We start from the raw sequence: 26,677 nt of genomic DNA, 5'->3' as shown, positions 1-26,677 counted from the left end.
GTACACTATAGTAGTACGATATTATTACAATAATGAACATCGCGCTGTCATCCGTTTTCCGCATAATTTTTACGGATGACCCGGTAAGCACGCGGCCCGACGAGCAGTTGTGTAATGGGTGGGTGCACACTATAGTATTACGTTATGAATACTATAGAAGACAACCTCAATCAGCGCATCAGTGCGCGCATCCGCATTGAGCGTGAGTCCCGCGGTTGGTCGCTGAACGACCTCGCCGAACGGGCTGGCGCCTCGCGGGCGATGATCCATAAAATCGAGCGCGGCGAAAGCAGCCCGACGGCCTCGATGCTGGGCCGTCTTTCCGGCGCCTTCGGCATCAGTATGTCGACGCTGATCGCCCGGGCGGAAATGCAGGAGGGTAAGCTGCTGCGCTTTGCCAGCCAGCCGGTGTGGCACGACCCGCAAAGCCACTATCTCCGCCGCCACGTCTCGCCGCGCAGCGATCTGCCGATAGATCTGGTGCAGATTGAGCTGCCGCCCGGCAGCGATGTGCCCATGCCGGCCTCTTCCTATGCGCTCGCCCGCCAGCTGATCTGGCTGCAGCAGGGCGAGCTGGTGTTCGTCGAAGGGACTACCCGTCATGAGATGCAGAAGGGGGATTGTCTGGAGCTTGGCCCGCCCAACGATTGTCGCTTTATCAATGAATCCGCGGAGACCTGCGTCTATCTGGTGGTTCGCCTTAATCAATCGCCATCCGGCTCTTAATGGTAAAGCACGTTGCGCATAAAGCAGCTAGCCTCAGTACAGTCTGCTAACAAGAGGAGTTTGCTATGACAGATCAACCGCAACGCCATCGCCGCTGGGTACTGGCTTCCCGCCCCCATGGTGAACCGACGGCAGAGAATTTCCGCCTGGAAGAGAGCGAGGTGCCGACGCCGGGGCCGGGGCAGGTTCTGCTGCGTACCGTTTTTTTATCGCTCGATCCCTATATGCGCGGGCGCATGAGCGACGCGCCTTCTTATTCGCCACCGGTGGCCATTGGCGCGGTGATGGTAGGAGGGACCGTGAGTCGCGTGGTCAGCTCAAATCATGCCGATTATCAACCCGGCGACTGGGTGCTGGGCTACAGCGGCTGGCAGGATTATGAACTCTCCGACGGCAACGGACTGGTGAAGCTGGGTGACGACCCGCAACACCCGTCCTGGTCGCTGGGAGTTCTGGGGATGCCGGGCTTCACCGCCTACATGGGATTGCTGGACATCGGCCAGCCGAAGGCGGGCGAAACGCTGGTGGTCGCTGCGGCGACCGGGCCGGTTGGCGCCACGGTCGGACAGATCGGCAAAATTAAGGGCTGCCGCACCGTCGGCATCGCTGGCGGCGAGGAGAAGTGTCGGTATGCGGTTGAGACGTTAGGCTTTGATGTCTGCCTTGACCATCGTGCGGATGATTTTGCCGAACAGCTGGCCCAGGCCTGCCCGCAGGGCATTGACGTTTACTACGAAAACGTCGGCGGCAAGGTTTTTGACGCGGTGCTGCCGCTGCTGAATACCGCAGCGCGGGTACCGGTCTGCGGGCTGGTAAGCGGCTATAACGCCACCGGTTTGCCAGACGGACCGGATCGTCTGCCGCTGCTGATGGCGACCATCCTCAAGAAGCGCATCCGGATGCAGGGCTTTATTATCGGCCAGGATTACGGGCATCGGATCGCGGAATTCCAGCAGCAGATGGGGCGCTGGGTGCAAGAGGGGAAAATTAAATATCGCGAACAGCTGATCGACGGTCTGGAGCAGGCGCCGCAGGCGCTGATCGGCCTGTTGAAAGGTGAGAACTTCGGTAAAGTGGTGATCCGCGTCGCGGCGGACGACTAGTCCGGCGGATCCAACTTACTCTGCCCCTTTTCCCGTGAGGGAAAAGGGGCATGGGAGGCGTGTCAGGCGTAAAAGGTTAACCGCTGGGCGAGCAGATCGACAAAGGCTTCACGGTCGACATCCAGCATCAGGGTAGTATTGGGCCGATTGCCGGTCAGATGGTAGTAATCGACCACCGTCATCCCCTGGGTATATTTTCCTTCCGTTTCCACGCCGACCCAGCGTTCGATAGTGGTGAAGATCTCCGGCTTGAGGAGCCAGGCGATGGTGCAGGGATCGTGCAGCGGCGCGCCGTCGAAGCCCCACTTTTCATCCTTGTGGTAGGCCATAAAGAAGTCGAGCAGCTCGGCGACAATGGTCGACACCGGATTGCCAATCTGGCGGAATCGCTCGATATCGGCGGGAAGGATTTGCGCCTTATGGGTGACGTCAAGGCCCGCCATCACCACCGGGATCCCGGACTGAAAGACCATTTCCGCCGCCTGCGGATCGACGAAAATATTAAACTCCGCCGCCGGCTGCCAGTTGCCCAGCCCCATTGCGCCCCCCATGATCACGATGCGGGCGATTTTCGCGTGCAGCTCCGGGTGGCTGGCGAGCAGCAACGCCACGTTAGTCTGCGGCCCGGTGGCCACCAGAGTCACCGGCTCCTGGCTTTCCCGCAGCACCCTGGCCATCAGCTCGACGGCGGTGCAGTTCTGCGGGGCAAAGGTTGGTTCCGGCAGGCTTGGGCCATCCAGTCCGCTCTCGCCGTGCACGTTATCGGCGATGATCAGATCGCGCATCAACGGCTTCCACGCGCCGCCGGCCACCGGGATATCCGGCCGGTTCAGCAGCGTCAGCATACGCAGCACGTTGCGCAGGGTCTTCTCCGGGGTCTGGTTGCCCGCGGAAGCGGTGACGGCTTTCACCTCCAGCTCCGGCGAGGCGAGGGCGAGGACCAGGGCGATCGCGTCATCATGTCCCGGATCGCAATCAATCATCATCGGCAGTGCCATAGCAGCTCCTTATTGGCGTTGTTCTGTGACCAGACTAACGCTGTGAGGCGAGGCAGACGAGATGGTGTACAGAATAGTGTGATGGAGGCCACGATTGCTGCGATGGCATCGCGTATCGTCAGGCGATCGTCGGCAGTCATATTGCCTCACCTTGCGATGGCGCAAGCTGGCGCCCGCCGCGGCGCGATATAATAGAAAAATTGCTAATCCTTACGGATATTAATGGTTTGCTTTTCGGTGAGCGGATTCTTATCCTTAAGAAAACTCGAGAGGTTATTACGATGAAAGATGTAGTAGATAAATGCAGCACCAAAGGCTGCGCCATTGATGTCGGTACCATCATTGATAACGAGGACTGCGTCTACCGGGCTGAGAAAATGTTCCCGAGCCGCGAAGAAGCGGAATCCACCGTAGCCGCCGTGCGCGAACGTGCTGCCGCCGCGGCGCCGGCCAGTGAACCGCCGCAGGTCGATTACACCATCGCCGCCGTTGGCGACGAGGTTAAACTCGATCTCGCCATCGCTTTCTCCTGCCAGGCGGAAAAGATCATTTTCGAGTTATCCCTGCGAAATCTGCTTTAACCCGCGTCCGTGGGGAAAACGCCACATCGTTAAGCCTTCCCCGCCAATCACCGCCGGCGGGGAAGGGGCGTGTTATTCGAAGCGCCAGGCGAGGTTCAGGCCTATGCCGTAGTTGCGTCCGGGAGCAGGCTCGTAGTAGCGCCCGTTGGACTCATTAACGATAACGGACCCGACGTACTCCCGGTCGAACAGGTTGTCGACGCGGCCGAACAGATCCATGTCCATCCTGCCGTAGCTCCATTTATAGCCGGTCGTCAGGCCAACCACCGTCCAGGAAGGCGCTTTAGCCGTGTTTTCGTCATTGGCCATGATGTCGCTCATGTAGCGAATATCGCTGCCGGCGTACCAGCCCTGCTCCGGCTGATAGCCAAAGGAGGCGTAGCCCATATTGCGCGCGATCCCCGGAATGCGGTTGCCGTTGCAGCTGGCGTCGTCGCAGACGTTGGTGCGATAGGTCGCGTCCAGCCAGGTCCAGGCCGCCTTCAGACGCCAGCTCTCGCCAAACTGCTGATCCAGCCCCAGCTCCATCCCCTGACGACGGGTCTTGCCGGCGTTTTTATAGCTGGTGCGCCCGCCGCTGCTGCTGTCGACTACGATCTCATTATCGGTATTGGTCTGGAACAGGGCGGCGGTGAGCAGCCCATTGCCGAGCCGCGTCTTACTGCCGATCTCCACTGTGTCATTGGTGGAGGGCTTCAGGCCGAAATTAAGGCCGCTCTGGTTATCGGAGCGGTATGACAGTTCGTTAATGGTCGGCGTCTCGAAGCCGCGGCCAGCGGAGAGGTAGACGTTCCACGCGTCGGTCAGAGCATACTTCAGCGAGCCTGCGGGCAGCCACTTGTGATAGCTGGCATCACCGCTGTCATCGCCATTGCCTGGGGTGATGTAGTAGTCATTCGAGTCGAACCATACTGAGCTGTAGCGAACCCCGGCATCGAGCGAGAGTTTGTCCGTTAACTGCCACTGGGTCTGCAGGTAGGGGTCGACGTTCCACATCAGGTTGCGTTCGTTACGGCGCAGCGCACCCTGTTCGCCATACTGCGGCGCGCCGTTGACCATCACAAAGTTTTCATACCCTTTACGGCGCTCGCTCATGTTCTCGTAATCGAGACCGGCGGTCAGGGTGACGGGCACCAGCAGCTCTCCGCGATGGGTCAGGCGGGTATCGATTCCCTGGTAGTGACGGGTGAGGTCGATCACCCCGCCGGCATGGCTCGGTTTCAGCTGCGGCGCGCGCGGGATCGACTGGAACTGCGTGGTTTCACGTTCACCGGCGTACATCATCACGCTGAGATCGTCCTGGGCGCTCAGCTGGCGCTCATAGCGCAGGCCGGCCTGGGTCTGCCGGGTATTCTTGCGGGTATTATACTGGTCGCCGCGCGGCGACTGGCGCGGGTTATCGCGCCATTCGTCGGCGGTTAAGCCGCCGGCGTCATTGGCTTTGATATCGACGCTGTTCAGCAGCAGCGTCAGCTTACTGACATCGTTGATGCGCACTCCCAGTCGGGCGTTCGCCAGATTCTTGCGTGCGCCGCTGTGATCGCGATAGCCATGAGTGGTGAAGCGGTTGGTCGAGACCGTGTAATCCACATCGCCTGCATGGCTGCCGTCGCCAACGGCGCCAGTGGCCTTCATCCCGTAGTGCCAGGTACCGAAGCTGCCATAGTAGCTGCTGGCTTCCACGGTGGGCGGCTGGGTGCCGGTCTGGCTGGTGACGTTGATCACCCCGCCGGACGAGTTACCGTACAGGGCAGAGAAGGGGCCGCGCAGCACCTCAATGGTGTCGACGCTGCCAATATCGATATTCGAGGTCTGCCCCTGGCCGTCTGGCATGGTCGCCGGAATACCATCGACATAGATGCGTAGCCCGCGCACGCCATAGGTGGAGCGAGAGCCAAAACCACGAATCGACAGTTGCAGATCCTGGGCATAGTTTTGCCGGTTCTGCACCTGCAGGCCCGGTACGGCGCCCAGTGATTCAGAGAGATTGACGCGCGGGGCGGCCTGGCGCATTTCATCCCCATTGACCACGCTGACGGCGGCGGGGGTATCCAGTTCAGAAACAGTGGTTGGCGCGGCGGTCACCACCATGGTTTGTTCATCAGCGGTCTGGGCCGCGGCAATCAGCGGTAGCAGCAGCGCCGGCAGGGCGGCGTGACGCACGGACAGGATTTTCATCGATAGTACTCGGGAGACGAACCAAATGGAACATATGTAGATATGTTACCCCGTTTGTAAAACATTTGAAAATTATTAACCGCCGTTGGTTAACGGATAGTGCTTCTTGCTGATGAATTTACCGAACAACAACAATTAGCGCTCCACTTTGAGATAAATAATGATTACTATTCGCATTCAAAAATAAGGGTAAAGCCAGGACTTTACCGCCGGAAGCGATGTCGGGTCAGCACATACTGGTTTATCAAAGGGAGTCGTCATGTCACTACGTCATTTTGCCGCGCCGCGTCTGCGCCATTCACTGTTATTCACCTCTCTGCTGCTGGCAGGTAGCTTTAGCGCCCACGCTGCGGATGAGATGCTGCGTAAGGCCGTCGGAAAAGGGGCCTACGAAATGGCCTACAGCCAGCAGGAGAACGCGTTATGGGTCGCCACGTCGCAGAGTCGCTCACTGGACAAGGGCGGTATTGTTTATCGTCTTGACCCCACCACCCTGGACGTGACGCAGATTATTCACAACGATCTGAAGCCGTTCGGCGCTGCTATCAACCATGCCACCGGCACGCTGTGGTTTGGCAATACCGTTGACAGCACCGTCACCGCCATTGACGCCAAAACCGGCGCCGTGAAAGGGCGTCTGGTGCTGGACGAGCGTCAGCGCAGTGAAACCGTACGCCCACTGCAACCGCGCGAGCTGGCGGTCAATGAGCAGACCAACACGGTCTACATTACTGGTCTGGGCAAAGAGAGCGTGATTTGGGTGGTAGATGGCGCGACCCTGAAGCTGAAAACCACTATTACCGGCACCGGGGCAATGGCGACGGGTCTGGCGATCGATCCGCAGGCGAAACGCCTCTATACCACCAATGCCGACGGCGAACTGCTGACCATCGACAGCGAGAGCAACACCATTGTTTCGCGCAAGAAATTGCAGGACGATGGCAAAGCACACTTCTACTTAAACCTGAGCCTTGATACCGCCGGTCACCGCGCCTTTATTACCGACAGCAAGCAGCCGGAAGTGCTGGTGGTCGATACCCGCGATGGTAAGGTGCTGGAGAAAATCGCCGCGCCGGAATCGCTGGCGGTGCTGTTTAACCCGACGCGTAATGAAGCCTATGTGACGCACCGTAAGGCCGGCGAAGTCAGCGTTATCGACGGTAAGCGCTACAAGATCGTGAAGACCTTTAAAACGCCGACTCACCCCAACAGCCTGGCGCTCTCTGATGACGGCAAAACGCTGTACGTCAGCGTGAAACAGGCTTCCAGCCGTGAGAAAGAGGCCACCGCGCCGGACGACGTGATCCGCATCGCGCTGTAAAATGCCCGGGGCGACGACGTTCGGTCAATGTCGCGCCCCGCATGCCGCCCGGCACCTCACCCTCTGTTACAAACCCGTATTGGCCTGATAAACCAGATGGTTATACACTTAACGCTTTCCCGCCTTGCGCGGGCAGTGGTAATCAGTGGAGATAAAATGAAAAAGCCATTTATGGTGATTTGCGCCGGTGCGATGCTGGCGCTGCTGGCAGGCTGTTCGTCCAACTACGTTATGACCACCAAAAGCGGTCAGACGATCGTCACCCACGGCAAGCCGCAGCTGGATAAAGAAACGGGGATGACCAGCTATATCGATGAGTCGGGTAATAAGCGGGAAATTAACAGTAGCGACGTGTCGCAGCTGGTTGAGGATAACTAAATCCTGACCTCCCGGTTTGTCCGTCGCGGGCAAACCGGGAGTCCTGCCAGTTACTTCCTGAGCGTCGGCGCCGTACTGTGGATCGCATGCACGCGTTTACGCACGCCAAACCAGCCAGCTACCAGCAGCACCGCCAGTAATGGAATTGAGCCAATGGTGTAAGTGCCGTTCGGATAATCGAAGGCCATCAGCACCAGCACACTGAACAGGAACAGCAGCGTCAGCCAGGAGGTGAATGGCGCCCCCGGCATTCTGAAGCTCACCTTCGCCGCTTTTCCTTCCTTGATCGCTTTGCGCAGACGCATCTGACACACCACGATAAAGCCCCAGGAAGCAATGATCCCCAGCGACGCGACGTTCAGCACGATCTCAAACACCTGCGACGGCACCAGATAGTTGAGGAACACCCCCACCACATACACCGCCAGCGTCGCCAGGATCCCGGCGTAAGGGACGTGGTGACGGCTCATCTTCGACATAAACTTCGGCGCGGAGCCCCCCATCGACATGGAACGCAGGATACGTCCGGTGCTGTAGAGGCCGGAGTTGAGGCTGGAGAGGGCGGCGGTTAACACCACGATGTTCATTACGCTGCCGATATACGGTACGCCCAGTTTGGAGAAGAAGGTGACGAACGGGCTCTGTCCTGCCTGGTAGGCGGTCCACGGCAGGAGCAGCACCAGCAGCACCACCGAACCGACGTAGAACAGGCCGATACGCCAGATCACGCTGTTGATGGCCTTCGGTACCATCGACTCCGGATCTTTACACTCACCGGCCGCGGTGCCCACCAGTTCAATGGAGGCGAAGGCAAAGACCACACCCTGCACCAGCACCAGCGCCGGCAGAAGGCCGTGAGGGAAGAAGCCACCGTTATCGGTGATCAGATGGAAGCCGGTGGCATTGCCGTCCAGCGGCTTACCGGAGCCGAGGAAAATGGTGCCGACCACGAGGAACGCAACGATCGCCAGCACTTTGACCAGCGCGAACCAGAACTCCATCTCGGCGAACCATTTTACGCCGATCATGTTCATGGTACCGACGATCGCAAGCGCGCCGAGGGCGAAGACCCACTGTGGCACATCGCCAAACGCGCCCCAGTAGTGCATATACAGCGCCACGGCGGTGATATCGACGATCCCGGTCATGGCCCAGTTAACGAAGTACATCCAGCCGGCCACGTAAGCGGCCTTTTCACCGAGGAATTCCCTGGCATAGGAGACGAAGCTGCCGCTCGAGGGTCGGTGGAGAACCAGTTCGCCGAGGGCGCGAAGAATAAAGAAGGAGAAGATGCCGCAGACCAGATAGACCAGGGCGAGCGCTGGCCCTGCCATTTGTAAACGTGCCCCGGCGCCGAGGAACAAACCGGTACCGATAGCGCCGCCGATGGCGATCATCTGTACCTGACGGTTGCCCATCGCTTTGTGATAACCCGCTTCATGTGAGTTGAGCCAGTGGCGTTTCGCAGCATGGTGCTCCGCTGCAGTGTCGTGTTTCGTATTCATTGATGTATCAGTTTCCTGTCAATGCCCATGTTTGCAGCCGGAGTGGATGACGGCTGGCACATTATGCTGGCTTTCTCATCATTCTGACGTAGGAGATAAGCTCAGACATGGCGCTGAATCCTACACGTAACGTAATAGTTACGCACCTAAAACATTTACCGATAGCATTTGACAGATTTATCAATGAGATCAGCGTCGCAGAGTTTCCAGCAACAGAGTGAAAGCGCTGGTATGCTGGCGTCGACTGGGGTAGTAGAGATGGTAGCCGGGGAAGGTGGGGGTCCAGTCCGCCAGCACTTGCACCAGCCGGCCACTGGCTAAGGCCTCCGCCACGCAGTCATCCGGAACGTAGGCCAGACCGAGGCCCGCCTCCGCCGCATCGATGCGCTGCGGCAGGCTGTTGAGGATCACTTGCCCCTCCACCCGCACCTGGATATCCCGGCCGTCGCGGGCAAACTCCCAGGCGTAAAGTCCACCTCGTGTCGGCAGGCGCAGATTGATGCAGCGATGCTGCGCAAGATCCCAGGGCGTCTGCGGCGTACCGGCCTGCTGCAGATAGGCTGGCGAACCTACTACCGCCATCCGCATATCCGGGGCAATGCGCACGGCAATCATCTCTTTCGCCACCTGTTCGCCGAGTCGCACCCCGGCGTCAAACCGGCCATCCACGATATCCGTGAGGCCATTATCAACAGTGATTTCGATGTTAATATCCGGATATTGCAGCATAAATGGCTTTAGCGCCGGCCAGAGTACGGTGCTGGTGGCATGCTCCCCGGCGGTGATGCGCAGGTTGCCCGCCGGGCGTTCGCGCGTATCGCGCAGCGCGGTCAGCGCCCGCTCCATCTCCTCCAGATGCGGACCGAGGCGCTGAATGAGTCGCTCACCCGCCTCGGTCGGTACCACGCTGCGGGTGGTGCGGGTCAGCAGCCGCACATCGAGACGCGCTTCGAGATGGCGCATGGCATGGCTGAGCGCCGACTGTGACACGCCGAGCTGGGCCGCTGCGCGGGTAAAGCTGCGCTCACGCGCTACCACCATAAAGGAGAGCAGATCGTTTACGTTCTCTTTTAGCATAATCTTTCCGGATTGATGAATACCGCTCACAGGTACGCAGAGTGTAAGCCCGACGGAGGGGAGGCGCCAGTCTGATAGCCGGACGCAGTGGAGCAGAATGACCACCACGGTTAACAACGCAGGGTTTAATTCATCAAGACGGTGAATGTAATGTAAGATGTCCAAAAAACTGCAGCGCCAGGCGAACCCACACAATGACACCCTTACACTTTCATAAATATCACGGGCTGGGTAATGATTACCTGGTATGCCATCGCGACGTTGCCGAACAGTTGAGCAACGAGCATATTCAAATGCTGTGCCATCGCCACTATGGCGTGGGATCGGATGGTCTGCTGATCGACAGCGGCGATCAGATCAATCCCACACTGCGTATTATCAATCCGGACGGCTCCGAAGCGGAGAAAAGCGGTAACGGGCTACGGATCTATGCGCGTTATCTTTTTGATATCGGTCGCGTCGGCCATGAGCCCTTTCTGGTACATACGGCGGGCGGTGACGTTTATTGCACTGTGCATGGCGATGTTCATCAGATTAGCGTCGACATGGGGCGGGCGAATTTCAATCCGGCGGCGCTGCCCGCCTTAGTGAATTTGCCTGAGGCGGTGAATTATCCTTTGCCGCTGGCGGATGAAACCCTGTCCGTCGTGCTGGTCTCCATGGGCAATCCCCACTGCGTTGTCCTCGTCGATAAGCTCGACCTGGCGCAGGTTCATCGTTTAGGGCCGCAAATCGAAAACCATTCCTTGTTCCCCAAACGCACCAATGTCCAGTTCGTGGAAGTTATCGATCGCCATACGCTAAAGATTGGTATCTGGGAGCGGGGCGCGGGGTTCACGATGGCCTCCGGGAGCAGCAGTTGCGCGGCTGCCAGCGCGATGCGCCGGTTAGGGATGGTGGACGATCGGGTGGATGTCAACATGCCTGGTGGTCAGCTGCACATCACCTTCGACGCGGATTTTCAGGTCCGTATGCGTGGCCCGGTGCATAAAATCGCCAGCCTGACGCTGGATAAAGACTGCTTTGTTGGCGGCAGCGCCATCTTCACTGGCGCTGCATAACAGGTGGCGCGGTCAGCCTGAAATTAACTCTTCTGAGGATCAGCCGACGGCCCGTTTGCCGAACAAACGATGGTGGCATGGTCCCACCAGGCATTGTGCTTAACATCGGTGGCAAGGACGGTAAATTGCGCCTGTTGTATCTCATTCAGTAAAGCCGGGAGGGGTTTAAGCGTACGCCAGGGCTGCCCCTCTTTCAGGAGATGATGCTTGACAGGATCGTAAGTGGCGAGGTCTTCAGCATAACGAGGAAGCCCGCACATCGAGCCGATCACCAGCCGGCCTGCGGGTTTCAGCAATCTTCTCGCCTCGGCGAAAAAACGGCGACGCTCATCTTCCAGCAGACAATGTAAACAGCTGCCATCAATGATTAAGGCAAACTGGGCATCCTCACATTGAGAAAGATGACAGACGTTGCCGACGAAAAATGTGGCGTCCAGACCTGCTTGCTGAAAGCGGTCTTCTGCCCAGCGGATCGCCGTTTCGGACACATCAACACCCGATACGGCATAGCCTCTTTCCGCCAGATACTGGGCTGCCATGGCACCATTGCCACATCCCAGTTCAAGTACCGGCGCGCCGGGAGCGGGTAAATAGCCATGGGCATCCAGCCAATGAAATGTTTTTTCCTGTTGTATCTTTGCCCGGGCAAAACCATCACCCGCCCAGGCGCTGGCTCCGTTGGCTAACAGTTGTCTGTAGCGTGCTTCATAGGGGTTCATCCTGAAAACACCTTTTATCATTGATAAACATCACTACTATATACGCCATTTAACATTGAAATAAGTATTCGTTTGGCTACCAGGGAGAAACAGAGATGAACATCAACGTGGTCGGCACCAGCGGCTCAGGCAAATCCACTCTGGCCCGGCGCCTGGCGCACAGGCTGGGACTACCCTGGATCGAGCTCGATCGCCTGTACTGGCGGCCGAACTGGCAGGGCACACCGGATGAGGCGTTTTTCGCCGCTATTGCCGCCGCTACGGCCTCGCCGGGCTGGGTGCTGGATGGCAATTACAATCGCAGCCGCAGCGTCAAATGGCGCGAGGTGGATCTGGTGATCTGGGTCGACTATAGCCTCTGGCGCACGCTGCGCCAGGCGGTGTGGCGGGCGACGAGCCGGGCGTGGCGGCATCAGGAGCTGTGGCCGGGCACGGGCAACCGCGAGAGCTTTCGCCGTTCGTTCTGCAGCCGGGAATCCATTATCCTCTGGACGCTGAAAACCTGGCGGCAGAATCGCCGACGCTATCTGGCCGACATGCAGGATCCGCAATATCGTCATATTCGCTTCGTCCGGGTGCGCAGTCCGCGGCAGGCTGAGGCGCTGCTCCGCGAGCTGGAAGCGCAGCGGCCAGGCGGGCATATCTAATTTTCAGCAGTACACATGTGAATTAATTGTTTCTCAATAGTTAGCTGAGATTTTAATAATGCAGGCACGTACTTTCATATGAGCCTGCGAAATGTCTTATCGAATCAGTATCCTGGATAAAAGTCCGCTTGCCGCCGGGGAAACCGCCGCGCAGGCGCTGGCGCGTACATTAACGCTGGCGCAACACGCCGAAGCCTGGGGTTATCACCGCTTCTGGGTCGCCGAACACCACAATACCGATCAGCTGGCGAGCCCCTCGCCGGAGCTGGTTATCGCCTGGCTGCTGGGCCACACCCGGCGCATTCGTCTTGGGTCCGGCGGCGTCATGCTCCAGCACTACAGCCCCTATAAAGTCGCGGAAAACTTTAACCTGCTGGCTGCCCTCGCGCCGGGTCGCATCGATCTCGGGGTGGGCAAGGCGCCTGGCGGCCTGCCGCTCTCCACCCGCGCCCTGCAGCAGGGCCTGCATCAGGAGGAGAAAGGGACCTTTGCCGATCAGCTGGCGCAGCTGGATAACTGGCTGTCACTGACTGAGCCAGGGGGAGAGGAGAGCCTGCGCGCCACGCCGATCCCGCCGCGCCGGGCCGACGGATTTCTGCTCGGCGCCAGCCTGGAGAGTGCGGAACTGGCCGCCCGTCTTGACTGGAACTTCGTGTTTGCGGCCCATCTCAATGGCGACAGCGCGCTACGCCGCACGGTGATCAACCGCTGGCGCGAGCTCAGCCCGCGTGAGGCGATCGTCGCCGTGCAGGTGGTGGTGGCTGACGATCCGGCCACCGCCGCCGCGCTGGCGCAGCAGGTCGAGGTGTGGGGCGTCGAGCTGGAGAACGGCCAGCGGGTGACCGTCGGCAGTGAGGCTCAGGCCGTCGCCTTTGCCCGCCAGGCTGGCAGCCGGCCGACACGCATCCACCGCCGCGAATCTTCACTGATCTCCGGTACTCCCGAACAGGTTAAAGCCCGGCTTGACGCGCTGCAGGCGGAAGATCAGCTGGATGAATTAATCATTGATACCCCCATTAGCGACGGGCCAGCGCGCCTGCACTCCCTGCGCCTGCTGGCGCAGGCTCACTACGGCAAGGAGGTGCTGAATGTCCTTTGAACAACAACTGATTAGCTGGCGGCGCAAGCTGCACCAGAACCCGGAGCTCTCCCTGCAGGAGGTAGCCACCACCGCGCGGATCCGCGACTGGCTGCAGAGCGGCGGGCTGACTCTGCTGCCCTTCGATCTGAAAACCGGGCTGGTCGCCGAAGTCGGCAGCGGCGACAAGGTGATTGCCCTGCGGGCGGACATCGACGCGTTGCCCATCGAGGAGGCGACCGGTCTGCCTTACCGCTCGCAAAATGAAGGGGTGATGCATGCCTGCGGCCATGATATTCACACCAGCGTGATGCTGGGGGCGGCGCTGCTGCTGAAGGAGCGGGAAGCGGAACTCCCGGGGCGGGTGCGGATCCTGTTTCAGCCGGCGGAGGAAAATTTTGGCGGCGCGAAAACCCTGATCCGCGCCGGGGCGCTGGAGGACGTGTCGGCGATCTTTGGCATGCACAATGAGCCCGGCCTGCCGGTGGGCGAATTTGCCACCCGCGGCGGCGCGTTCTACGCCAACGTCGACCGCTTCGTCTTCAAAGTGGCCGGGAAGGGGGCGCATGCCGCCCGCCCACATGAAGGAAAGGATGCGATCCTGCTGGCCAGCCAACTGGTGACGGTGCTGCAGAGCGTGGCCAGTCGGGAAGTGAACACCCTCGACTCGGTGGTGCTCAGCGTGACGCGGATCCAGGGAGGCAATACCTGGAACGTGCTGCCGGAGAGCGTCGAGCTGGAAGGGACGCTGCGCACTCACAGCAGTGAAGTGCAGCAGCGGGTCAAGGCCCGGGTCAGCGAGATCGCGGCCGGTTTCGCCAGCGCCTTTGGCGCACAGATTGACGTCTTCTGGTATGCCGGCCCGACGGCGCTGGTCAATGACGCCCGCTGGGCCGACTTCGCCAGCGACGTGGCGGCCCAGGCCGGGTACCGCACCCATCACGCCGATCTGCATCTCGGTGGCGAAGATTTTGCGGTCTATCTTCAGCATATTCCCGGGGCGTTCGTCAGCATCGGCAGCGCCAGCGAATATGGTCTGCACCATCCGGCATTTAATCCGGACGAACGGCTTATTGCGCCCGCAGCGCACTATTTCGCCCAGCTGGCGGAACAGGCATTACAACATATTTAATGGATGACAGGGGAAGGGGGAACTATGTCTGAAAATCGACAATTGCGTCTGGGAACGATATTACATGGCGCATCGGGAAATATGTCCGCCTGGCGTCATCCGGCGGCGCAGGCGGACGCCAGTATTAATTTTAACTTTGTCACGCAGACGGCGTTAAAAGCGGAAGAGGGGAAGCTGGATTTTATTTTTGTCGCCGACGGGTTATATATCAATGAAAAATCGATTCCCCATTTTTTAAATCGCTTCGAACCTTTAACGGTACTTTCCGCGCTGGCCGCGGTCACCCGGCGTCTGGGACTGGTGGGGACCTTATCCACTTCGTACAGCGAGCCGTTTACTACCGCCCGCCAGTTCGCCAGCCTTGACCATTTAAGCCAGGGACGGGCGGGGTGGAATGTCGTCACTTCGCCGCTGGAAGGGTCGGCGAAAAACTTCTCCCGGGCCCAGCATCCGGATCATGCGCTGCGCTATCGCATTGCCGATGAATATCTGCAGGTTGTGAAAGGCTTATGGGATTCATGGGAAGAGGACGCCTTTGTGCGCAATAAGGAGACTGGCCAGTTCTTTGATAAAAATAAACTGCATACGCTCGATCACCATGGCGATTTCTTTAAAGTGGCCGGGCCGCTAAATATTGCCCGAACGCCACAGGGACGGCCGATTATTTTCCAGGCCGGCGCGTCGGACGACGGCAAGAAATTAGCCGCACGCCACGCCGATGCCATTTTTACCCATCAGGAATCGCTGGCCGAGGCGCAGGCATTTTATCAGGATGTTAAAAGCCAACTCAGCGCATATCAGCGCACCCCGGACCAACTGCATATCTTCCAGGGCGTCAGCGTCATCGTCGGGGATGACGCCGAGGATGCGGAACGTCAGTACCAGACTACCGCGGCGCTGGTTTCCATCGAGGATGCGCTGAATTATCTGGGGCGGTATTTCGAACATCATGATTTTTCGCAGTATCCGCTTGATGAACCGTTCCCGGATATTGGCGACCTCGGACAAAACAGCTTCCGCAGCACCACCGACGAGATTAAACGTCACGCCCGCGAGCGGGGATTAACCCTGCGCCAGGTGGCCCTGGAGGCAGCGAGTCCGCGTCCGCGTTTTACCGGCACCGCCAGCGATGTCGCCGATGGCCTGCAATTGTGGTTCGAACAGCACGCGGCGGACGGTTTCATTATTCAGGGCGGCACGCCGGAAACCTTCCCGCGCTTTGTGGATGAGGTGGTTCCGCTGTTACAGGCGCGCGGCCTGTTCCGTCGCGACTATCCGGGCACCACCCTGCGGGAAAGTCTGGGTCTGGCGCTACCTGCTAATCAATTCCAAAAATAATAAAAGAGAATCACGCTATGCAGAAAACAACACTCTTGCTGGCCGTCGCGTTGGCATTTAGCGCCTCGTCGTGGGCCCAGGACGTCAAGATCAATGGCACCGGGGTGAGCCTGGAGGCCAACAAAACGCCGATTCACACAGCGAAAAATCCACAGGCCATTGCGCTGTTGCCGAAAGATCTGCATCTGGCGGTGCCGGGGAAATTCACCGTCGCGGTGGCAGCCCTGAACTCACCGCCGCTGACGGTCTTCGCCGATGACAACAAAACCCTGCTCGGCAGCGAGACGGATATCGCCCGGCTGGTGGCGGAGAGCCTTGGACTGGAAGTGAACGTGGTTCCTACTTCATGGGAAGACTGGCCGCTGGGGGTTACCTCCGGCAAATATGATGCCGCGATCAGCAATATTACCGTCACCAAAGAGCGCAAAGAGAAGTTCGATTTCGCCACCTACCGTAAAGACTCGCTGGGCTTCTACGTCAAAAGCACCAGTCCGCTGAACAAAATTGACAAGGCGGAGGACATCGCCGGGCTGAAGATTATCGTCGGCTCCGGTACTAACCAGGAGGCGATCCTGCTGGCGTGGAACGCGGAGAACGTCAAGAAGGGGCTGAAGCCGTTTACCCCGGTCTACACCAAGGATGACGCCGCCCAGACGCTGGCCCTGCAGACCGGGCGCGCCGACGCCTTTTTCGGCCCCAACGTGATTGGCGCATGGAAGGCGGCGCTGACCGGCAAAACCAAACTGGTGGGCAGCGTCGATGGCGGCTGGCCGAAAGCGGCGCATATCGCGGTGACGCTGAAAAAAGACAGCGGGCTGGTGAATGCCGTCCAGGCGGCGCTGAACGGCGCTATCGCCAGCGGTGATTACGCCAAAGTGCTTAACCGCTGGGGCGAAGGGGTGGAGAGTATTCCGCAATCAGAAATCAACCCACCCGGACTGGGCGACTGACAGGAGGCGCGATGAGCGAAGCATTCCGCGATATTTCTCCGGACGCACCGGAGCTGCAGCCGATTATTAGCGGGCTGTTTGCCGAATATGCCGCCCGCTACGGCGACTATTTTTCCCGCGATGCGGAAGTGGAGTTGACTGAGTGGTATTTGCCGCCGCAGGGGCTGTTTATCGTCCTTGAGCGTGAGGGAGAAATTATCGCCACCGGCGCTTATAAACCGAAAGATCGCCACACCGCGGAGATCAAACGTATCTGGACGCACCGCCGTCTGCGCCAGCAGGGGCTGGCGGCGAAGGTGGTCCAGGAGCTGGAACGGCGGGCGGTGCTGGCCGGGTACAGCCATATCTACCTGACCACCGGCTTCCGTCAGCCGGAGGCGGTAAAGCTCTATCTCAGCCAGGGGTATGAGGCGCAGTTTGACCTCACGCGAGACCCGGAAGAGTACAGTCAGCCGCCGTACGATGGCCGGCTGCGGTTCACTAAAGCGCTGGCGGTGAGCGCCTTCAGTCACAGCGCTTGAGGAGGCATGATGCATTCATCTGAAACAATAAAAGTGGTGCCGGCGCGCTATCCGCTGCGGGTGGTCGGGGCCCTGGTCGCCCTGCTGGTGCTGGCGGTGGTGATCCAGTCGGTGGCCTTTAACCCGCGCTGGGAGTGGGGCGTCTTCGCCCGCTGGTTCTTCGACCCGGTGATCCTCGAGGGGCTGGGGCAAACCCTGCTCCTGACCCTGCTCGGCACGGTGCTGAGCGTGATCTTCGGCGGCCTGCTGGCGCTGGCCCGTTTGTCCTCATCGTGGCTGCTCAGCAGCCTCGCCTGGGGCTATATCTGGTTGTTTCGCTCGCTGCCGCTGATTGTGGTGCTGATTATTCTGTACAACTTTTCCTATCTCTACGACACCCTGTCGCTGGGGATCCCGTTTACCGGCGTCACCTGGGCCAGCTATCAGACCATTAACGTGCTGGGGCAATTCTCCACGGCGGTGGTGGGCCTGACGCTGGTGCAGAGCGCCTATACCGCGGAGATCATTCGCGGTGGCTTTTTGGGGGTCGACCATGGGCAGTATGAAGCCGCCGCTGCACTGGGGCTTCCCGCCTGGCGACGTACGCTGCGCATTATTCTGCCGCAGGCGCTGCGCACCATCCTGCCCTCCGGCTTCAATGAGATCATCAGTCTGGCCAAGGGAACGGCGATGGTGTACGTCCTGGCGATGCCGGAACTGTTCTACACCATCCAGATGATCTACAACCGTACCCAGGAGGTGATCCCGCTGTTGATGGTTGGCGCCGCCTGGTATCTGGCGATCACCAGCGTCCTCTCCGCCATTCAGTATCTGGTGGAACGCGCCCTGGCGCGCAGCGAGCGCCGCTCGGCGGTAAACAGCGCCCGCAGCAGTCGTCTGAATCAACCCGCACGTCAACCACAGCCGCAGGAGGCCGTTCATGCCCAGCTCTCATAATGGCCATATCTCTATCACCGGGGTCAGCAAATACTATGGCCGCCACAAGGCGCTGGACGATGTGTCGCTGGAGATCCCTCCGGGCACGGTGACGGTGATCCTCGGCCCTTCCGGCTCGGGCAAGTCGACGCTGCTGCGCACCATCAATCACCTCGAACGTGTCGATGAGGGATTTATTCAGATTGACGGCGACTATATTGGTTATCGCCGCAAAGGCGACAAGCTGTATGAGATGAAAGAAAAGGAAATTCTTCGCCAGCGGATCAACGTCGGCTACGTGTTCCAGAACTTTAACCTGTTTCCGCACCTGACGGTGCTGGAGAACCTGATTGAGGCGCCGATCGCCCACAAGCAGGTCACGCGCAAAGAGGCCATTGCCCGCGCTTATGAACTGCTGGACGTTGTCGGACTGCGCAATAAAGCCGACGCCTGGTCGCGGCATCTCTCAGGCGGGCAGCAGCAGCGTATCGCGATTGCCCGGGCGCTGGCACTGGACCCGCGGGTGATCCTGTTTGATGAGCCCACCTCGGCGCTGGATCCCGAGCTGGTGGGCGAGGTACTGGATGTCATCAAGAAGCTGGCGCGCTCCGGTACCACCCTGGTGGTGGTGACCCACGAGGTAGGCTTTGCCCGCGAGGTGGCCGACCAGGTGGTGTTTATGGTCGACGGCAGGATCGTCGAGCAGGGCAGCAGCTACGAGGTGCTCAACCATCCGCAGCATCCGCGTACCCGACAGTTTTTATCCAGGGTACTGCCGTCATGAACAGAGCGCTAATGACCCTTGTTCTCAGCGCTTTTGCCATGAGCGCTCACGCGGCGCTGGATCTGCGTGCCAATGAGCAGCCATTGCCGGTCACCCGCGACCCGCAGGCGATAGCGAAAATTCCGCCGGGCTATCGCTTCGTCGAGCCGGGGACGCTGACGGTGGCGATCTCGGCGCTCAATTCGCCGCCGCTGGCGCTGCTGGCCAGCGACAACCGCACGCGGATCGGCAGCGACCCGGATATGGCCCGCCTGCTGGCCGGAAGCCTTGGCCTGAAACTCAGGCTGGTGCCCACCGCGTGGGAGGACTGGCCGCTGGGCATCGCCTCCGGCCGCTACGATGTGGCGCTGATCAATATCGCGGTAACCGAGAAGCGCAAAGAGAAGTTCGATTTTGCGACTTACCGGGTGGACTCCCTGGCCTTCTCGGTGAAATCCACCAGCGACATCGCCGCGGTAAACGGACCCGCTGACCTCGCCGGGCGCAAAGTGATCGTCGGGTCCGGCACCAATCAGGAGCGGATCCTGCTGGGCTGGAATGAGGACAACCGTGCCGCCGGACGGCCGCAGGCCCAGCCGGTCTACCTGACCGATGATGCCTCCGGCAACCTCTATATCCAGTCCGGGCGAGCGGATATCTTTTTCGGCCCGCAGTCGGTGGCAGCCTATAAGGCCGCCCTTAACGGCCAGACCCGGGTGGTGGGCCTGGGGCCGAAAAAAGCGTGGGTGGCGACAACCACCAAAAAAGGCAACGGCCTGGTCTTTGCCCTGCAGGCAGCCCTCGACGGGGCGATTGCCCGCGGTGAATATCAGCAGGTGCTGGCGCGCTGGGGAGAGCAGGGCGAGGCGGTGGCGCAGTCGGTGGTCAACCCGCCGGGGATAACCTACTAAAAAACCGCTGTTTCGCCGGAGTACGACGCGAAACAGCGGAGGCGAATGCTCGCCAGGGTCTTCAATCAAACGGTGCGCGGAGTGAGCGTCAAGCGATCCAGCGGCCCAACGATAAACAGATAGGAGAACAGGCCCAGCACGCCCATGGAACCGACGTAGAGGATGGCGTAATCAAACGAGTGGGTGTTGGCGAGGATCACCCCGATGACCAGCGGGGTAATGATGCTCGCCAGGTTGCCGCACATATTGAACACGCCACCGGCAATACCGAGCATCTCTTTCGGCGAGGTGTCGCTCAGCACGCACCAGCCGAGGTTCCCGAAACCTTTGGCAAAGAACGCCAGACTCATGGCGGCGATCACCACCACTTCCGAAGAGGTGTAGTTGGCGACGACAATGACGCAGGAGAGCAGCATGCCGCAGATCACCGGGAGCTTACGGGCGGTGGTCAGACTGTAACCGCGTTTCAGCAGCCAGTCCGAAAATACGCCGCCCAGCAGGCCGCCGATAAATCCAGCTATGGCCGGGATACTGGCGACAAACCCGACCTTGAGGATTGACATGCCTTTGGCCTGGTAGAGGTAAGTCGGAAACCAGGTGAGGAAGAACCAGGTAATCGATGTGACGCAGAACTGGCCGATATAAACCCCGATCATCATGCGATTGACGCAGACGCTTTTAATCTGCGCGAGAGTTAATTTTTGCGGCGTTTTTTGGCTACCTAATGCCGGTACGCCGCCGCCTTCACGAATATAATCGAGCTCCTGCGGGTTAATTTTAGGATGATGTGAAGGATCCTTCACTTTTACCAGCCAGAATATTCCCAGCACCACCCCGATAGCGCCAATATAATAAAAGACATAGTGCCAGCTTAAATTATGCAGAATGATGGTCATCAGCGGCGTAATAATGCCCAGCGAAATATACTGCGCGGCCTGATAGACCGAGGTGACAAATCCACGCTCTTTATTGGGGAACCACTGGACGCTCAGGCGACTGTTGGCCGGAAAAGCGGGTGCTTCAATGGCCCCCATCATCAGACGCAGGAGCACCAGCACCACCAGCGGACTGGCAAACAGATAAACAGTGCCCTGAAACATAGTGACGACCGACCAGCCAATCAGCGCGCAGCCGTAGACCAACCGCGAACCATATTTATCCAGCAGCCAGCCGCCGGGGATTTGCATAATGACGTAGGAAATACCAAACACCGAAAAGGCCAGGCCCATTGCTTCAGGGTCAAAACCTAACTCTTTACTCATCATCGGCGCGACAACGGACAGGGTGGCCCGGTCAGCATAATTAAATACGGTCGCGAGAAATAAAAAAACCAATATACCGTAACGCACGTTGCTGCGTTTTATTTGCTGTTGCATGTTATTCAACTCCTTTGCAGGGTTGTGAAGACACGTCATCTTTCAGGCCGCTTTGATGCTTGCTGACGGATTTCGTGTATTGCGAGTACAGCGGGTCAGAGGTTTATTCCCGGTGACGCTGCGCTTACCGGGGCTACGGGTTCTCAGTGGTCTGCGGACCGGTAGCCCGGATAAGGCGTGGACGCCGTCATCCGGGAGAAGTCATTACGGGCGTTTTCCAAACTCGCAGCTTTGCTGGGTCCAGCGGCGAGCCTGCTCGCTGAGGGTGAAGCCCAGACCATGGCGTTCGGAAACCCACATCCGGCCATCGCGCAGTTCTAGCTGCTCGTTAAACAGCGGGTTCAGCCACTCGAAGTGCTCCAGCCATGGCTCCAGCGGGTAGGCGGCGGCGAGATGCAGGTGCACCTCCATGGCAAAGTGCGGAGCCAGCTTGCGACCGTGCTTCGCGGCCAGATCCATTATTTTCAGGAACGGGGAGATCCCACCGACGCGCGGGGCATCCGGTTGCACGAAGTCGCTGGCGTTGCCGAGGATCAACTGCTCATGTTCGCGGAAGCTGGTCAGCATCTCGCCGGTGGCAATCGGCGTATCCAGCGCGGCGGCCAGCTGCGCGTGGCCTTCGACGTCATAGGCATCCAGCGGCTCCTCAATCCAGATCAGATTGAACGGCTCCATTTTGCGCCCCATGCGAATGGCGGTTTCGCGATCCCACTGCTGGTTGGCATCGACCATCAGCGGGAAGTCATCACCCAGCACTTCGCGCACCGCCGTCAGACGACGGATATCCTCGGCAGTATTAGGCTGACCGACTTTTAGTTTAATCCCGCCGATGCCGTTTTCACGGGAGATAGCCACGTTTTTCAACACCTGATCCAGGGGGGTATGCAGGAAGCCGCCGGAAGTGTTGTAGCACTGCACGGAATCACGATGTGAACCCAGCAGTTTGGCCAGCGGTAGACCGGCGCGTTTGGCTTTCATATCCCACAGGGCAATATCGATAGGGGAGATAGCTTGTACCGCCATGCCGCTCCGGCCGACGGAAGCCCCGGCCCACTGCAGTTTGGTGTAGATCTTGTCGATGTCGTTCGGATCTTCGCCAAGCAGATTATCGGCTATCTCTTTGGCGTGAGCGTAAATACCCTGGCCGCCCGCACGTTTCGAGTAGCTAAAGCCGACGCCGGTGAATCCATCCCGGGAGTGAATTTCCGCGATGATAATCGCCACTTCGGTCAGCGGTTTTTGGCGACCGGTCAGCACTTTGGCATCGCTGACGGGGGTGGCCAGCGGCAGAAAAGCCAGCGACAGTTTAACGTGGTCAATGCGGTCACCGGTTTCAGCGGCGGTTTTGACGCCGAAAGCTTTGGCGTAGGTTACGGACTCGGAATTGGCGCTTGAGGTCATACTGGTGTCCTTTTTGATAATAAAATGATTGCGCTATCATTTGTAATGGTGAAATGATTTTGACGCTACGGTAGTGGTTTTAATTTGTACAAACGATCACAATTGGCCGTTATAAAGGCGAAAAATTTGCTGTGCAGGTCACAACCCAAAACAGTTTGTGAAAAGTGACAAGTCATAATGATAGCGATAACATTTTGTATTGCAGGTCGTTGATTCTGTTAGGGGAGACGCGGCGGGCGCTGGCAATTGCGTGGGGCATCATCAATAATGCCCACAGGAAACGACTTAACACAGGGGCTTAGCCGTGAAAAGCAAAAAACCGACGCGGGCGCCGACGCTGGAGGATGTGGCTCGCAGCGCCGGGTTGTCGCCGATGACGGTCAGTCGGGCGCTGAATACGCCCCAGCTGGTCAGGCCAAAAACGGTAGAGAAAGTGATGCAGGCTGTGCAGGCGACGGGCTATATCCCCAATGCGCTGGCCGGCGGCCTCGCCTCCAGGCGCAGCAAGCTGGTGGCGGTCGTGGTACCGCAAATCAATAACAATATGTTTGTCGATACCATCCAGGCGCTGAGCGATACCCTGGCGGCGCGCGGCTACCATATGCTGCTGTGCGTGGCGGGCTATGACCGGCAGACCGAGGCCGAGCTGGTCTCTACCTTGCTTTCGCGGCGCCCTGATGGCGTGGTGTTAACCGGCATCCAGCATGCGCCGCTGTTAAAGAAAACGATTCTTAACGCCGCCACGCCGGTGGTGGAAATCTGGGATCTCACCCCGACGCCGCTGGATATGCTGGTCGGTTTTTCCCATGAAAAAGTGGGCGAAACCATTGGCGAGTATGTGCTGGAGAAAGGCTACCAGCGACCAGGCCTGCTGTGGGCGGGCGATGCGCGCGCGATGTTGCGTAAGCAGGGGCTCTGTGCCCGACTGGCTAAAAAAGGGCTGGACGATGCGCCTCAGGTTGAAGTGCCGCTCCCGGCGTCGCTGGCGCTGGGGCGGCGCGGTCTGGCGGAGCTGCTCGCCGCCAGCGAGTTTGATGTGATCATCTGCAGCTCAGACACCCTCGCCCAGGGGGCGATTATGGAAGCCGAAAGCCGGGGGCTACGCGTACCGCAGGATCTGGCGGTGATCGGTTTTGGCGATCTGGATTTCGCCGCCAGCAATCGTCCGGCTATCACTACCGTCAGCGTCGACCGTCATGCCATCGGTGAACGGGCCGCTACGCTGCTGGCTGACCGCATCGAAGGGGGAGAGGACAGCGGGGTGATTATAGATATCGGCTTTCAGCTGGTGGCACGAGAATCGGCGTAGGCCTGCCTTTTCAGGGCATGGTGTGCCGGGTGGGTGAGCGGCGAATTTCTGCCTACACTTAGGCTTTACCCTGGAGGCAGACCATGATTACCGTTTATGGCGTGCCGGGATGGGGCTCGACGATTAGCGAGCTGATGCTCTCCCTGGCCGATATTCCCTACGAGGTGGTTGACGTGGAGGGCTTTGACCAGCCCGGTCCGGCGCGCGAGCGTCTGCGGCAGATTAATCCGCTGTGCCAGGTGCCCACCCTGAGGCTGGCCGACGGGAGCATCATGACCGAAACCGCCGCCATCGCGCTGATGATCCTCGATCAGCGTCCCGATCTGGCCCCCACGCCGGGGACGCCGCAGCGTCAACAGTTCCAGCGTCTGCTGGTCTGGCTGGTGGCCAACGTCTATCCTACCTTTACCTATGCCGATTATCCGGAACGCTGGGCGCCCGCCGCCGCGGAGCAGCTGGTGGAGAATTGTCGCCAGTACCGGAAAAATCTCTATCTCTGGTTCGAACAGCAGCTGGCTGCCGGGCCGTGGGCGCTGGGCGCGTCGGTAACGTTGCTGGATTGCTATATCGCGGCGATGTACAGCTGGGGGCCGCGACAGGCGTGGTTTGACGACCACGCGCCAAAATTCGCCGCCATCGCCCGGGCGGTCTGTCAGCGACCGGAGCTGGCCGTGGCGCTACGCCGTAACAAGCTGATTTAACGCACGCGATGGCAACCAGAACGGCCATTCTGTGGTAGCGTTATGGCTCTGACCACAAGGAGTCTTTGCTATGCCGCATGTAGATATTAAATGTTTTCCCCGTGAACTGACTGACGAACAAAAAACCGCGCTGGCCGCCGACATCACAGAGGTGCTGATCCGCCATCTGAACAGCAAAGAGAGCGCCGTCAGCGTCGCGCTGACTCAGGTTGAGCCGGACGCGTGGCAGGCGGTGTGGGACAGTGAGATCGCCCCGCAGATGGCGCAGCTGATAAAGAAGCCGGGTTATAGCATGTAGTTGCCACTGGCGGGCATGATGCCCGCCAGTGAAGCTCGGTCAGAACCAAATCTCCGTCTGCACGCCGAAGTTCCATGTCCCGCCAGCGGTAAAGCCTTTGCTGCCGAAATCATCGTTGATCGCATAACGATCCAGGTCTTTATCCCAGTTCATCCACGTGACAAAGAAACGTATCTCCGGCCGCGCTTTGATATCAAACACATCGCCCACTTTAAAGGTGGGGGCGAAGGTCAGCTTGTAGAAATCACCGCGGACCGCCTGATACTGATAAACGTTGTCATTATAGCGATAGCTGCGCCCGTTCGGATTGAGATCCATATACTGCCACGAGGCCTCATACAGCAGGGCGAAGTGAGCGGAGATCCCTTGCGATACCCGCAGGTTAAACGTCGCCCAGTCGTAGCGGTCGCCGTCGCGATAGCGGTCTTCGCTGTGCTGGGCTATCACCGACGGCGCCAGCTGCCAGTTTTTCCCCAGCGGCAGGATCCCGTACGACGCAAAGCGCAGGGAGGCCGCGTTCTCGGTCAGGTCGCCATCGCTCCCCGGCTGACGCGCTTCGGCGCCCAGCCCGACGCCGTACTGCAGGGCGCTTTCCGACACCCCTGGCGCCAGGCCGTAGAACTGCTGTTTGTCGTGAAGGGCCAGCATCGCGTAGTAGCCGTTTTTGGCGGTGTTATCGCTGCGCAGGGCATAGCTCCCGGTGGTCGAGGTATTATCTTTCAGGTCATCGTTACCCTGGGCGGTCATCACCGTGGTCATCAGCTGCCAGTTGCCGTAAAAATGGTTGGCGGTGAACAGCAGATTCTGGATGTCATTATCCGCGTAATTATCGCTGCCAAGGTCGCCGAAGTTACGCGCATACACCGAATAATCGCCGCGCAGGCCGCTTCCCCAGTCGACATCATTGATCCCGCCGCCGGTGCCACCGAGGAACATAATGTCGCTATCGGTAAAGTGGATATCGAAGTTATCCCGATCGAAGCGCTTGCCGGCCCAGATCGAGGCGCGTTTTAACGGCCCGGTGAACTCGGCGAAGTCGCCCATCTCGACGTACAGCTGACGAATGTTCAGATGGTGGCTGTCGTTGTCCTGAACCCACGGATCCGGGTTGGTGGCCCCGTCGGCGAGCATGGTCTTGAAGCGCGCCCATGAGCCATCGTTGAAGGTGAGCTTTTTGCCAAAGCTCAGCTCAGCGTAATTATCTTTTTCGTTGCCGAGACGACCGACGTGGGCATCGCCGTTGAGCGAACTGGCCGGGGAGATGCCTGGCCCGCCGCGGGCGCCTTTGCCGTGGCTGTTGACTAACATTCCGGAACGGGCGTAGGCGTTAAAGGTAAAGCCATCGTCCGGGGCGCGCTTCGCCAGCTGTTCGCTCAGTTGCTGATTGGTGGCCTGCTGTTTTTGTTCGCGAGCCGTGGTCTGTTGGCTGAGCGCCTGCACCTGCTGCTCCGCTGCCGCCGCGCGCTGTTCGGCGGCGGCGGTTTGCTGTTCTGCCCGCTGCGCGCGGCGGCTGGCTTCGCTGGCCTGCTGTTCGGCGAGATTGAGGCGCGCTTCAAGTTGCGCCAGCCGTTGTTCGACGCTCAACCCGGCGGCGCTGGTGAGTGGAAAAAGGGCGCAGCAAACCGCTGCGCTAATCACAGAGATACGCATAAAAGTCCTTAATTTATCCAGAGGTTAAAGCAGCGGGGCG

The 26,677-nt window shown here is 59.3% G+C and carries 25 protein-coding genes and 1 pseudogene; 18 read left to right on the top strand and 8 right to left on the bottom strand.

Annotation, left to right across the window (positions count from 1 at the left end; genetic code table 11):
- The first annotated feature begins 144 nt into the window (after positions 1–144).
- Both NKJ21_RS05200 and NKJ21_RS05195 read left to right on the top strand, forming a co-directional pair.
- On the top strand, positions 145–726 hold the full coding sequence (locus NKJ21_RS05200) for an XRE family transcriptional regulator (protein ID WP_008804693.1): 582 nt from the start codon (positions 145–147) through the stop codon (positions 724–726).
- 65 nt (positions 727–791) lie between these two features.
- A complete protein-coding gene (locus NKJ21_RS05195; RefSeq protein WP_044612806.1) occupies positions 792–1,829 on the top strand; it encodes an NADP-dependent oxidoreductase in 1,038 nt (345 codons plus the stop codon).
- 62 nt (positions 1,830–1,891) lie between these two features.
- Here NKJ21_RS05195 and rihA read toward each other — a convergent pair whose 3' ends face one another.
- A complete protein-coding gene (rihA, locus tag NKJ21_RS05190; RefSeq protein WP_032730503.1) occupies positions 1,892–2,827 on the bottom strand; it encodes a pyrimidine-specific ribonucleoside hydrolase RihA in 936 nt (311 codons plus the stop codon).
- On the opposite strand from rihA, the gene NKJ21_RS05185 reads away from it, so the two are divergent.
- Both NKJ21_RS05185 and NKJ21_RS05180 read left to right on the top strand, forming a co-directional pair.
- Entirely contained in the window at positions 2,789–3,019 is a 231-nt protein-coding gene (locus NKJ21_RS05185) for a hypothetical protein (protein ID WP_046620343.1), read from the top strand. The genes rihA and NKJ21_RS05185 overlap by 39 nt on opposite strands.
- 89 nt (positions 3,020–3,108) lie before the next feature.
- Positions 3,109–3,408, top strand: coding sequence for a DUF406 domain-containing protein (locus NKJ21_RS05180; protein ID WP_016161172.1), 300 nt, complete (start codon positions 3,109–3,111; stop codon positions 3,406–3,408).
- A gap of 72 nt (positions 3,409–3,480) precedes the next feature.
- Here NKJ21_RS05180 and pqqU read toward each other — a convergent pair whose 3' ends face one another.
- Positions 3,481–5,586: a TonB-dependent receptor PqqU gene (gene pqqU / locus NKJ21_RS05175; protein ID WP_008804697.1), complete on the bottom strand. Its 2,106-nt coding sequence runs from the start codon at positions 5,584–5,586 to the stop codon at positions 3,481–3,483.
- Positions 5,587–5,845: 259 nt separating this feature from the next.
- Between pqqU and NKJ21_RS05170 the strand changes: the two genes are divergently transcribed.
- Both NKJ21_RS05170 and NKJ21_RS05165 read left to right on the top strand, forming a co-directional pair.
- A complete protein-coding gene (locus tag NKJ21_RS05170; RefSeq protein WP_008804698.1) occupies positions 5,846–6,907 on the top strand; it encodes a YncE family protein in 1,062 nt (353 codons plus the stop codon).
- 156 nt (positions 6,908–7,063) lie between these two features.
- Complete coding sequence (locus NKJ21_RS05165) at positions 7,064–7,285, top strand: YgdI/YgdR family lipoprotein (protein WP_002906779.1); 222 nt, start codon at positions 7,064–7,066, stop codon at positions 7,283–7,285.
- Between the two features lie 50 nt (positions 7,286–7,335).
- On the opposite strand, the gene ansP is transcribed toward NKJ21_RS05165, so the two are convergent.
- On the bottom strand, positions 7,336–8,790 hold the full coding sequence (gene ansP / locus NKJ21_RS05160) for an L-asparagine permease (RefSeq protein WP_008804699.1): 1,455 nt from the start codon (positions 8,788–8,790) through the stop codon (positions 7,336–7,338).
- A 189-nt stretch (positions 8,791–8,979) separates the two neighbouring features.
- Positions 8,980–9,867, bottom strand: coding sequence for a LysR family transcriptional regulator (locus NKJ21_RS05155; RefSeq protein ID WP_008804700.1), 888 nt, complete (start codon positions 9,865–9,867; stop codon positions 8,980–8,982).
- A gap of 194 nt (positions 9,868–10,061) precedes the next feature.
- Between NKJ21_RS05155 and dapF the strand changes: the two genes are divergently transcribed.
- On the top strand, positions 10,062–10,928 hold the full coding sequence (gene dapF, locus NKJ21_RS05150) for a diaminopimelate epimerase (RefSeq protein WP_023340238.1): 867 nt from the start codon (positions 10,062–10,064) through the stop codon (positions 10,926–10,928).
- 23 nt (positions 10,929–10,951) lie between these two features.
- On the opposite strand, the gene NKJ21_RS05145 is transcribed toward dapF, so the two are convergent.
- Positions 10,952–11,647, bottom strand: coding sequence for a class I SAM-dependent methyltransferase (locus NKJ21_RS05145; protein WP_012968081.1), 696 nt, complete (start codon positions 11,645–11,647; stop codon positions 10,952–10,954).
- Positions 11,648–11,742: 95 nt separating this feature from the next.
- On the opposite strand from NKJ21_RS05145, the gene NKJ21_RS05140 reads away from it, so the two are divergent.
- From NKJ21_RS05140 to NKJ21_RS05105, 8 genes and pseudogenes are all read left to right on the top strand, one after another.
- Complete coding sequence (locus NKJ21_RS05140; RefSeq protein ID WP_022065415.1) at positions 11,743–12,294, top strand: shikimate kinase; 552 nt, start codon at positions 11,743–11,745, stop codon at positions 12,292–12,294.
- Positions 12,295–12,385: 91 nt separating this feature from the next.
- Entirely contained in the window at positions 12,386–13,393 is a 1,008-nt protein-coding gene (locus NKJ21_RS05135; RefSeq protein WP_012541571.1) for an MsnO8 family LLM class oxidoreductase, read from the top strand.
- A complete protein-coding gene (locus NKJ21_RS05130; protein ID WP_254732749.1) occupies positions 13,383–14,504 on the top strand; it encodes a M20 peptidase aminoacylase family protein in 1,122 nt (373 codons plus the stop codon). The genes NKJ21_RS05135 and NKJ21_RS05130 overlap by 11 nt, the downstream gene beginning before the upstream one ends.
- Before the next feature lie 24 nt (positions 14,505–14,528).
- Positions 14,529–16,792, top strand: a pseudogene (locus NKJ21_RS05125) (NtaA/DmoA family FMN-dependent monooxygenase).
- A gap of 11 nt (positions 16,793–16,803) precedes the next feature.
- Positions 16,804–17,313, top strand: coding sequence for a GNAT family N-acetyltransferase (locus NKJ21_RS05120; RefSeq protein ID WP_008804708.1), 510 nt, complete (start codon positions 16,804–16,806; stop codon positions 17,311–17,313).
- Positions 17,314–17,322: 9 nt separating this feature from the next.
- Entirely contained in the window at positions 17,323–18,249 is a 927-nt protein-coding gene (locus NKJ21_RS05115; protein ID WP_008804709.1) for an amino acid ABC transporter permease, read from the top strand.
- Positions 18,233–19,012, top strand: coding sequence for an amino acid ABC transporter ATP-binding protein (locus NKJ21_RS05110; protein WP_254732747.1), 780 nt, complete (start codon positions 18,233–18,235; stop codon positions 19,010–19,012). The genes NKJ21_RS05115 and NKJ21_RS05110 overlap by 17 nt, the downstream gene beginning before the upstream one ends.
- Positions 19,013–19,050: 38 nt before the next feature.
- Positions 19,051–19,902: a transporter substrate-binding domain-containing protein gene (locus tag NKJ21_RS05105; RefSeq protein ID WP_162494483.1), complete on the top strand. Its 852-nt coding sequence runs from the start codon at positions 19,051–19,053 to the stop codon at positions 19,900–19,902.
- Between the two features lie 65 nt (positions 19,903–19,967).
- Here NKJ21_RS05105 and NKJ21_RS05100 read toward each other — a convergent pair whose 3' ends face one another.
- The gene (locus NKJ21_RS05100) at positions 19,968–21,278 is read right to left on the bottom strand and encodes an MFS transporter (protein WP_239270412.1); all 1,311 of its coding nucleotides are present in this window, start codon (positions 21,276–21,278) and stop codon (positions 19,968–19,970) included.
- A 204-nt stretch (positions 21,279–21,482) separates the two neighbouring features.
- Complete coding sequence (locus NKJ21_RS05095; protein WP_131008153.1) at positions 21,483–22,679, bottom strand: L-talarate/galactarate dehydratase; 1,197 nt, start codon at positions 22,677–22,679, stop codon at positions 21,483–21,485.
- Between the two features lie 304 nt (positions 22,680–22,983).
- On the opposite strand from NKJ21_RS05095, the gene NKJ21_RS05090 reads away from it, so the two are divergent.
- From NKJ21_RS05090 to pptA, 3 genes are all read left to right on the top strand, one after another.
- On the top strand, positions 22,984–23,988 hold the full coding sequence (locus NKJ21_RS05090) for a LacI family DNA-binding transcriptional regulator (RefSeq protein ID WP_016161162.1): 1,005 nt from the start codon (positions 22,984–22,986) through the stop codon (positions 23,986–23,988).
- Between the two features lie 83 nt (positions 23,989–24,071).
- Positions 24,072–24,689 (top strand): glutathione S-transferase family protein, encoded by a 618-nt coding sequence (locus NKJ21_RS05085; RefSeq protein WP_239270411.1) that lies wholly within the window; start codon positions 24,072–24,074, stop codon positions 24,687–24,689.
- Positions 24,690–24,759: 70 nt separating this feature from the next.
- Positions 24,760–24,987 carry a tautomerase PptA gene (gene pptA / locus NKJ21_RS05080; protein WP_002906690.1) on the top strand — a complete coding sequence of 76 codons (228 nt, stop codon included), beginning with the start codon at positions 24,760–24,762 and terminating at the stop codon, positions 24,985–24,987.
- A 39-nt stretch (positions 24,988–25,026) separates the two neighbouring features.
- On the opposite strand, the gene NKJ21_RS05075 is transcribed toward pptA, so the two are convergent.
- Entirely contained in the window at positions 25,027–26,637 is a 1,611-nt protein-coding gene (locus tag NKJ21_RS05075; protein ID WP_012968090.1) for a carbohydrate porin, read from the bottom strand.
- Positions 26,638–26,677: the final 40 nt, after the last annotated feature.

It is taken from the genome of Klebsiella sp. SWET4, from assembly GCF_024296565.1.
Taxonomy (GTDB): Bacteria; Pseudomonadota; Gammaproteobacteria; order Enterobacterales; family Enterobacteriaceae; genus Klebsiella; species Klebsiella variicola.
This window is presented reverse-complemented; position numbering and strand designations above follow the sequence as displayed.

Bases quoted from the DNA above. Each gene is read 5' to 3' on its own strand.
- NKJ21_RS05200 (WP_008804693.1), top strand. From the start codon at position 145: ATGAATACTATAGAAGACAACCTCAATCAGCGCATCAGTGCGCGCATC.
- NKJ21_RS05195 (WP_044612806.1), top strand. From the start codon at position 792: ATGACAGATCAACCGCAACGCCATCGCCGCTGGGTACTGGCTTCCCGC.
- NKJ21_RS05185 (WP_046620343.1), top strand. From the start codon at position 2,789: ATGTCCCGGATCGCAATCAATCATCATCGGCAGTGCCATAGCAGCTCC.
- rihA (WP_032730503.1), bottom strand. From the start codon at position 2,827: ATGGCACTGCCGATGATGATTGATTGCGATCCGGGACATGATGACGCG.
- NKJ21_RS05180 (WP_016161172.1), top strand. From the start codon at position 3,109: ATGAAAGATGTAGTAGATAAATGCAGCACCAAAGGCTGCGCCATTGAT.
- pqqU (WP_008804697.1), bottom strand. From the start codon at position 5,586: ATGAAAATCCTGTCCGTGCGTCACGCCGCCCTGCCGGCGCTGCTGCTA.
- NKJ21_RS05170 (WP_008804698.1), top strand. From the start codon at position 5,846: ATGTCACTACGTCATTTTGCCGCGCCGCGTCTGCGCCATTCACTGTTA.
- NKJ21_RS05165 (WP_002906779.1), top strand. From the start codon at position 7,064: ATGAAAAAGCCATTTATGGTGATTTGCGCCGGTGCGATGCTGGCGCTG.
- ansP (WP_008804699.1), bottom strand. From the start codon at position 8,790: ATGAATACGAAACACGACACTGCAGCGGAGCACCATGCTGCGAAACGC.
- NKJ21_RS05155 (WP_008804700.1), bottom strand. From the start codon at position 9,867: ATGCTAAAAGAGAACGTAAACGATCTGCTCTCCTTTATGGTGGTAGCG.
- dapF (WP_023340238.1), top strand. From the start codon at position 10,062: ATGACACCCTTACACTTTCATAAATATCACGGGCTGGGTAATGATTAC.
- NKJ21_RS05145 (WP_012968081.1), bottom strand. From the start codon at position 11,647: ATGAACCCCTATGAAGCACGCTACAGACAACTGTTAGCCAACGGAGCC.
- NKJ21_RS05140 (WP_022065415.1), top strand. From the start codon at position 11,743: ATGAACATCAACGTGGTCGGCACCAGCGGCTCAGGCAAATCCACTCTG.
- NKJ21_RS05135 (WP_012541571.1), top strand. From the start codon at position 12,386: ATGTCTTATCGAATCAGTATCCTGGATAAAAGTCCGCTTGCCGCCGGG.
- NKJ21_RS05130 (WP_254732749.1), top strand. From the start codon at position 13,383: ATGTCCTTTGAACAACAACTGATTAGCTGGCGGCGCAAGCTGCACCAG.
- NKJ21_RS05120 (WP_008804708.1), top strand. From the start codon at position 16,804: ATGAGCGAAGCATTCCGCGATATTTCTCCGGACGCACCGGAGCTGCAG.
- NKJ21_RS05115 (WP_008804709.1), top strand. From the start codon at position 17,323: ATGCATTCATCTGAAACAATAAAAGTGGTGCCGGCGCGCTATCCGCTG.
- NKJ21_RS05110 (WP_254732747.1), top strand. From the start codon at position 18,233: ATGCCCAGCTCTCATAATGGCCATATCTCTATCACCGGGGTCAGCAAA.
- NKJ21_RS05105 (WP_162494483.1), top strand. From the start codon at position 19,051: ATGAGCGCTCACGCGGCGCTGGATCTGCGTGCCAATGAGCAGCCATTG.
- NKJ21_RS05100 (WP_239270412.1), bottom strand. From the start codon at position 21,278: ATGCAACAGCAAATAAAACGCAGCAACGTGCGTTACGGTATATTGGTT.
- NKJ21_RS05095 (WP_131008153.1), bottom strand. From the start codon at position 22,679: ATGACCTCAAGCGCCAATTCCGAGTCCGTAACCTACGCCAAAGCTTTC.
- NKJ21_RS05085 (WP_239270411.1), top strand. From the start codon at position 24,072: ATGATTACCGTTTATGGCGTGCCGGGATGGGGCTCGACGATTAGCGAG.
- pptA (WP_002906690.1), top strand. From the start codon at position 24,760: ATGCCGCATGTAGATATTAAATGTTTTCCCCGTGAACTGACTGACGAA.
- NKJ21_RS05075 (WP_012968090.1), bottom strand. From the start codon at position 26,637: ATGCGTATCTCTGTGATTAGCGCAGCGGTTTGCTGCGCCCTTTTTCCA.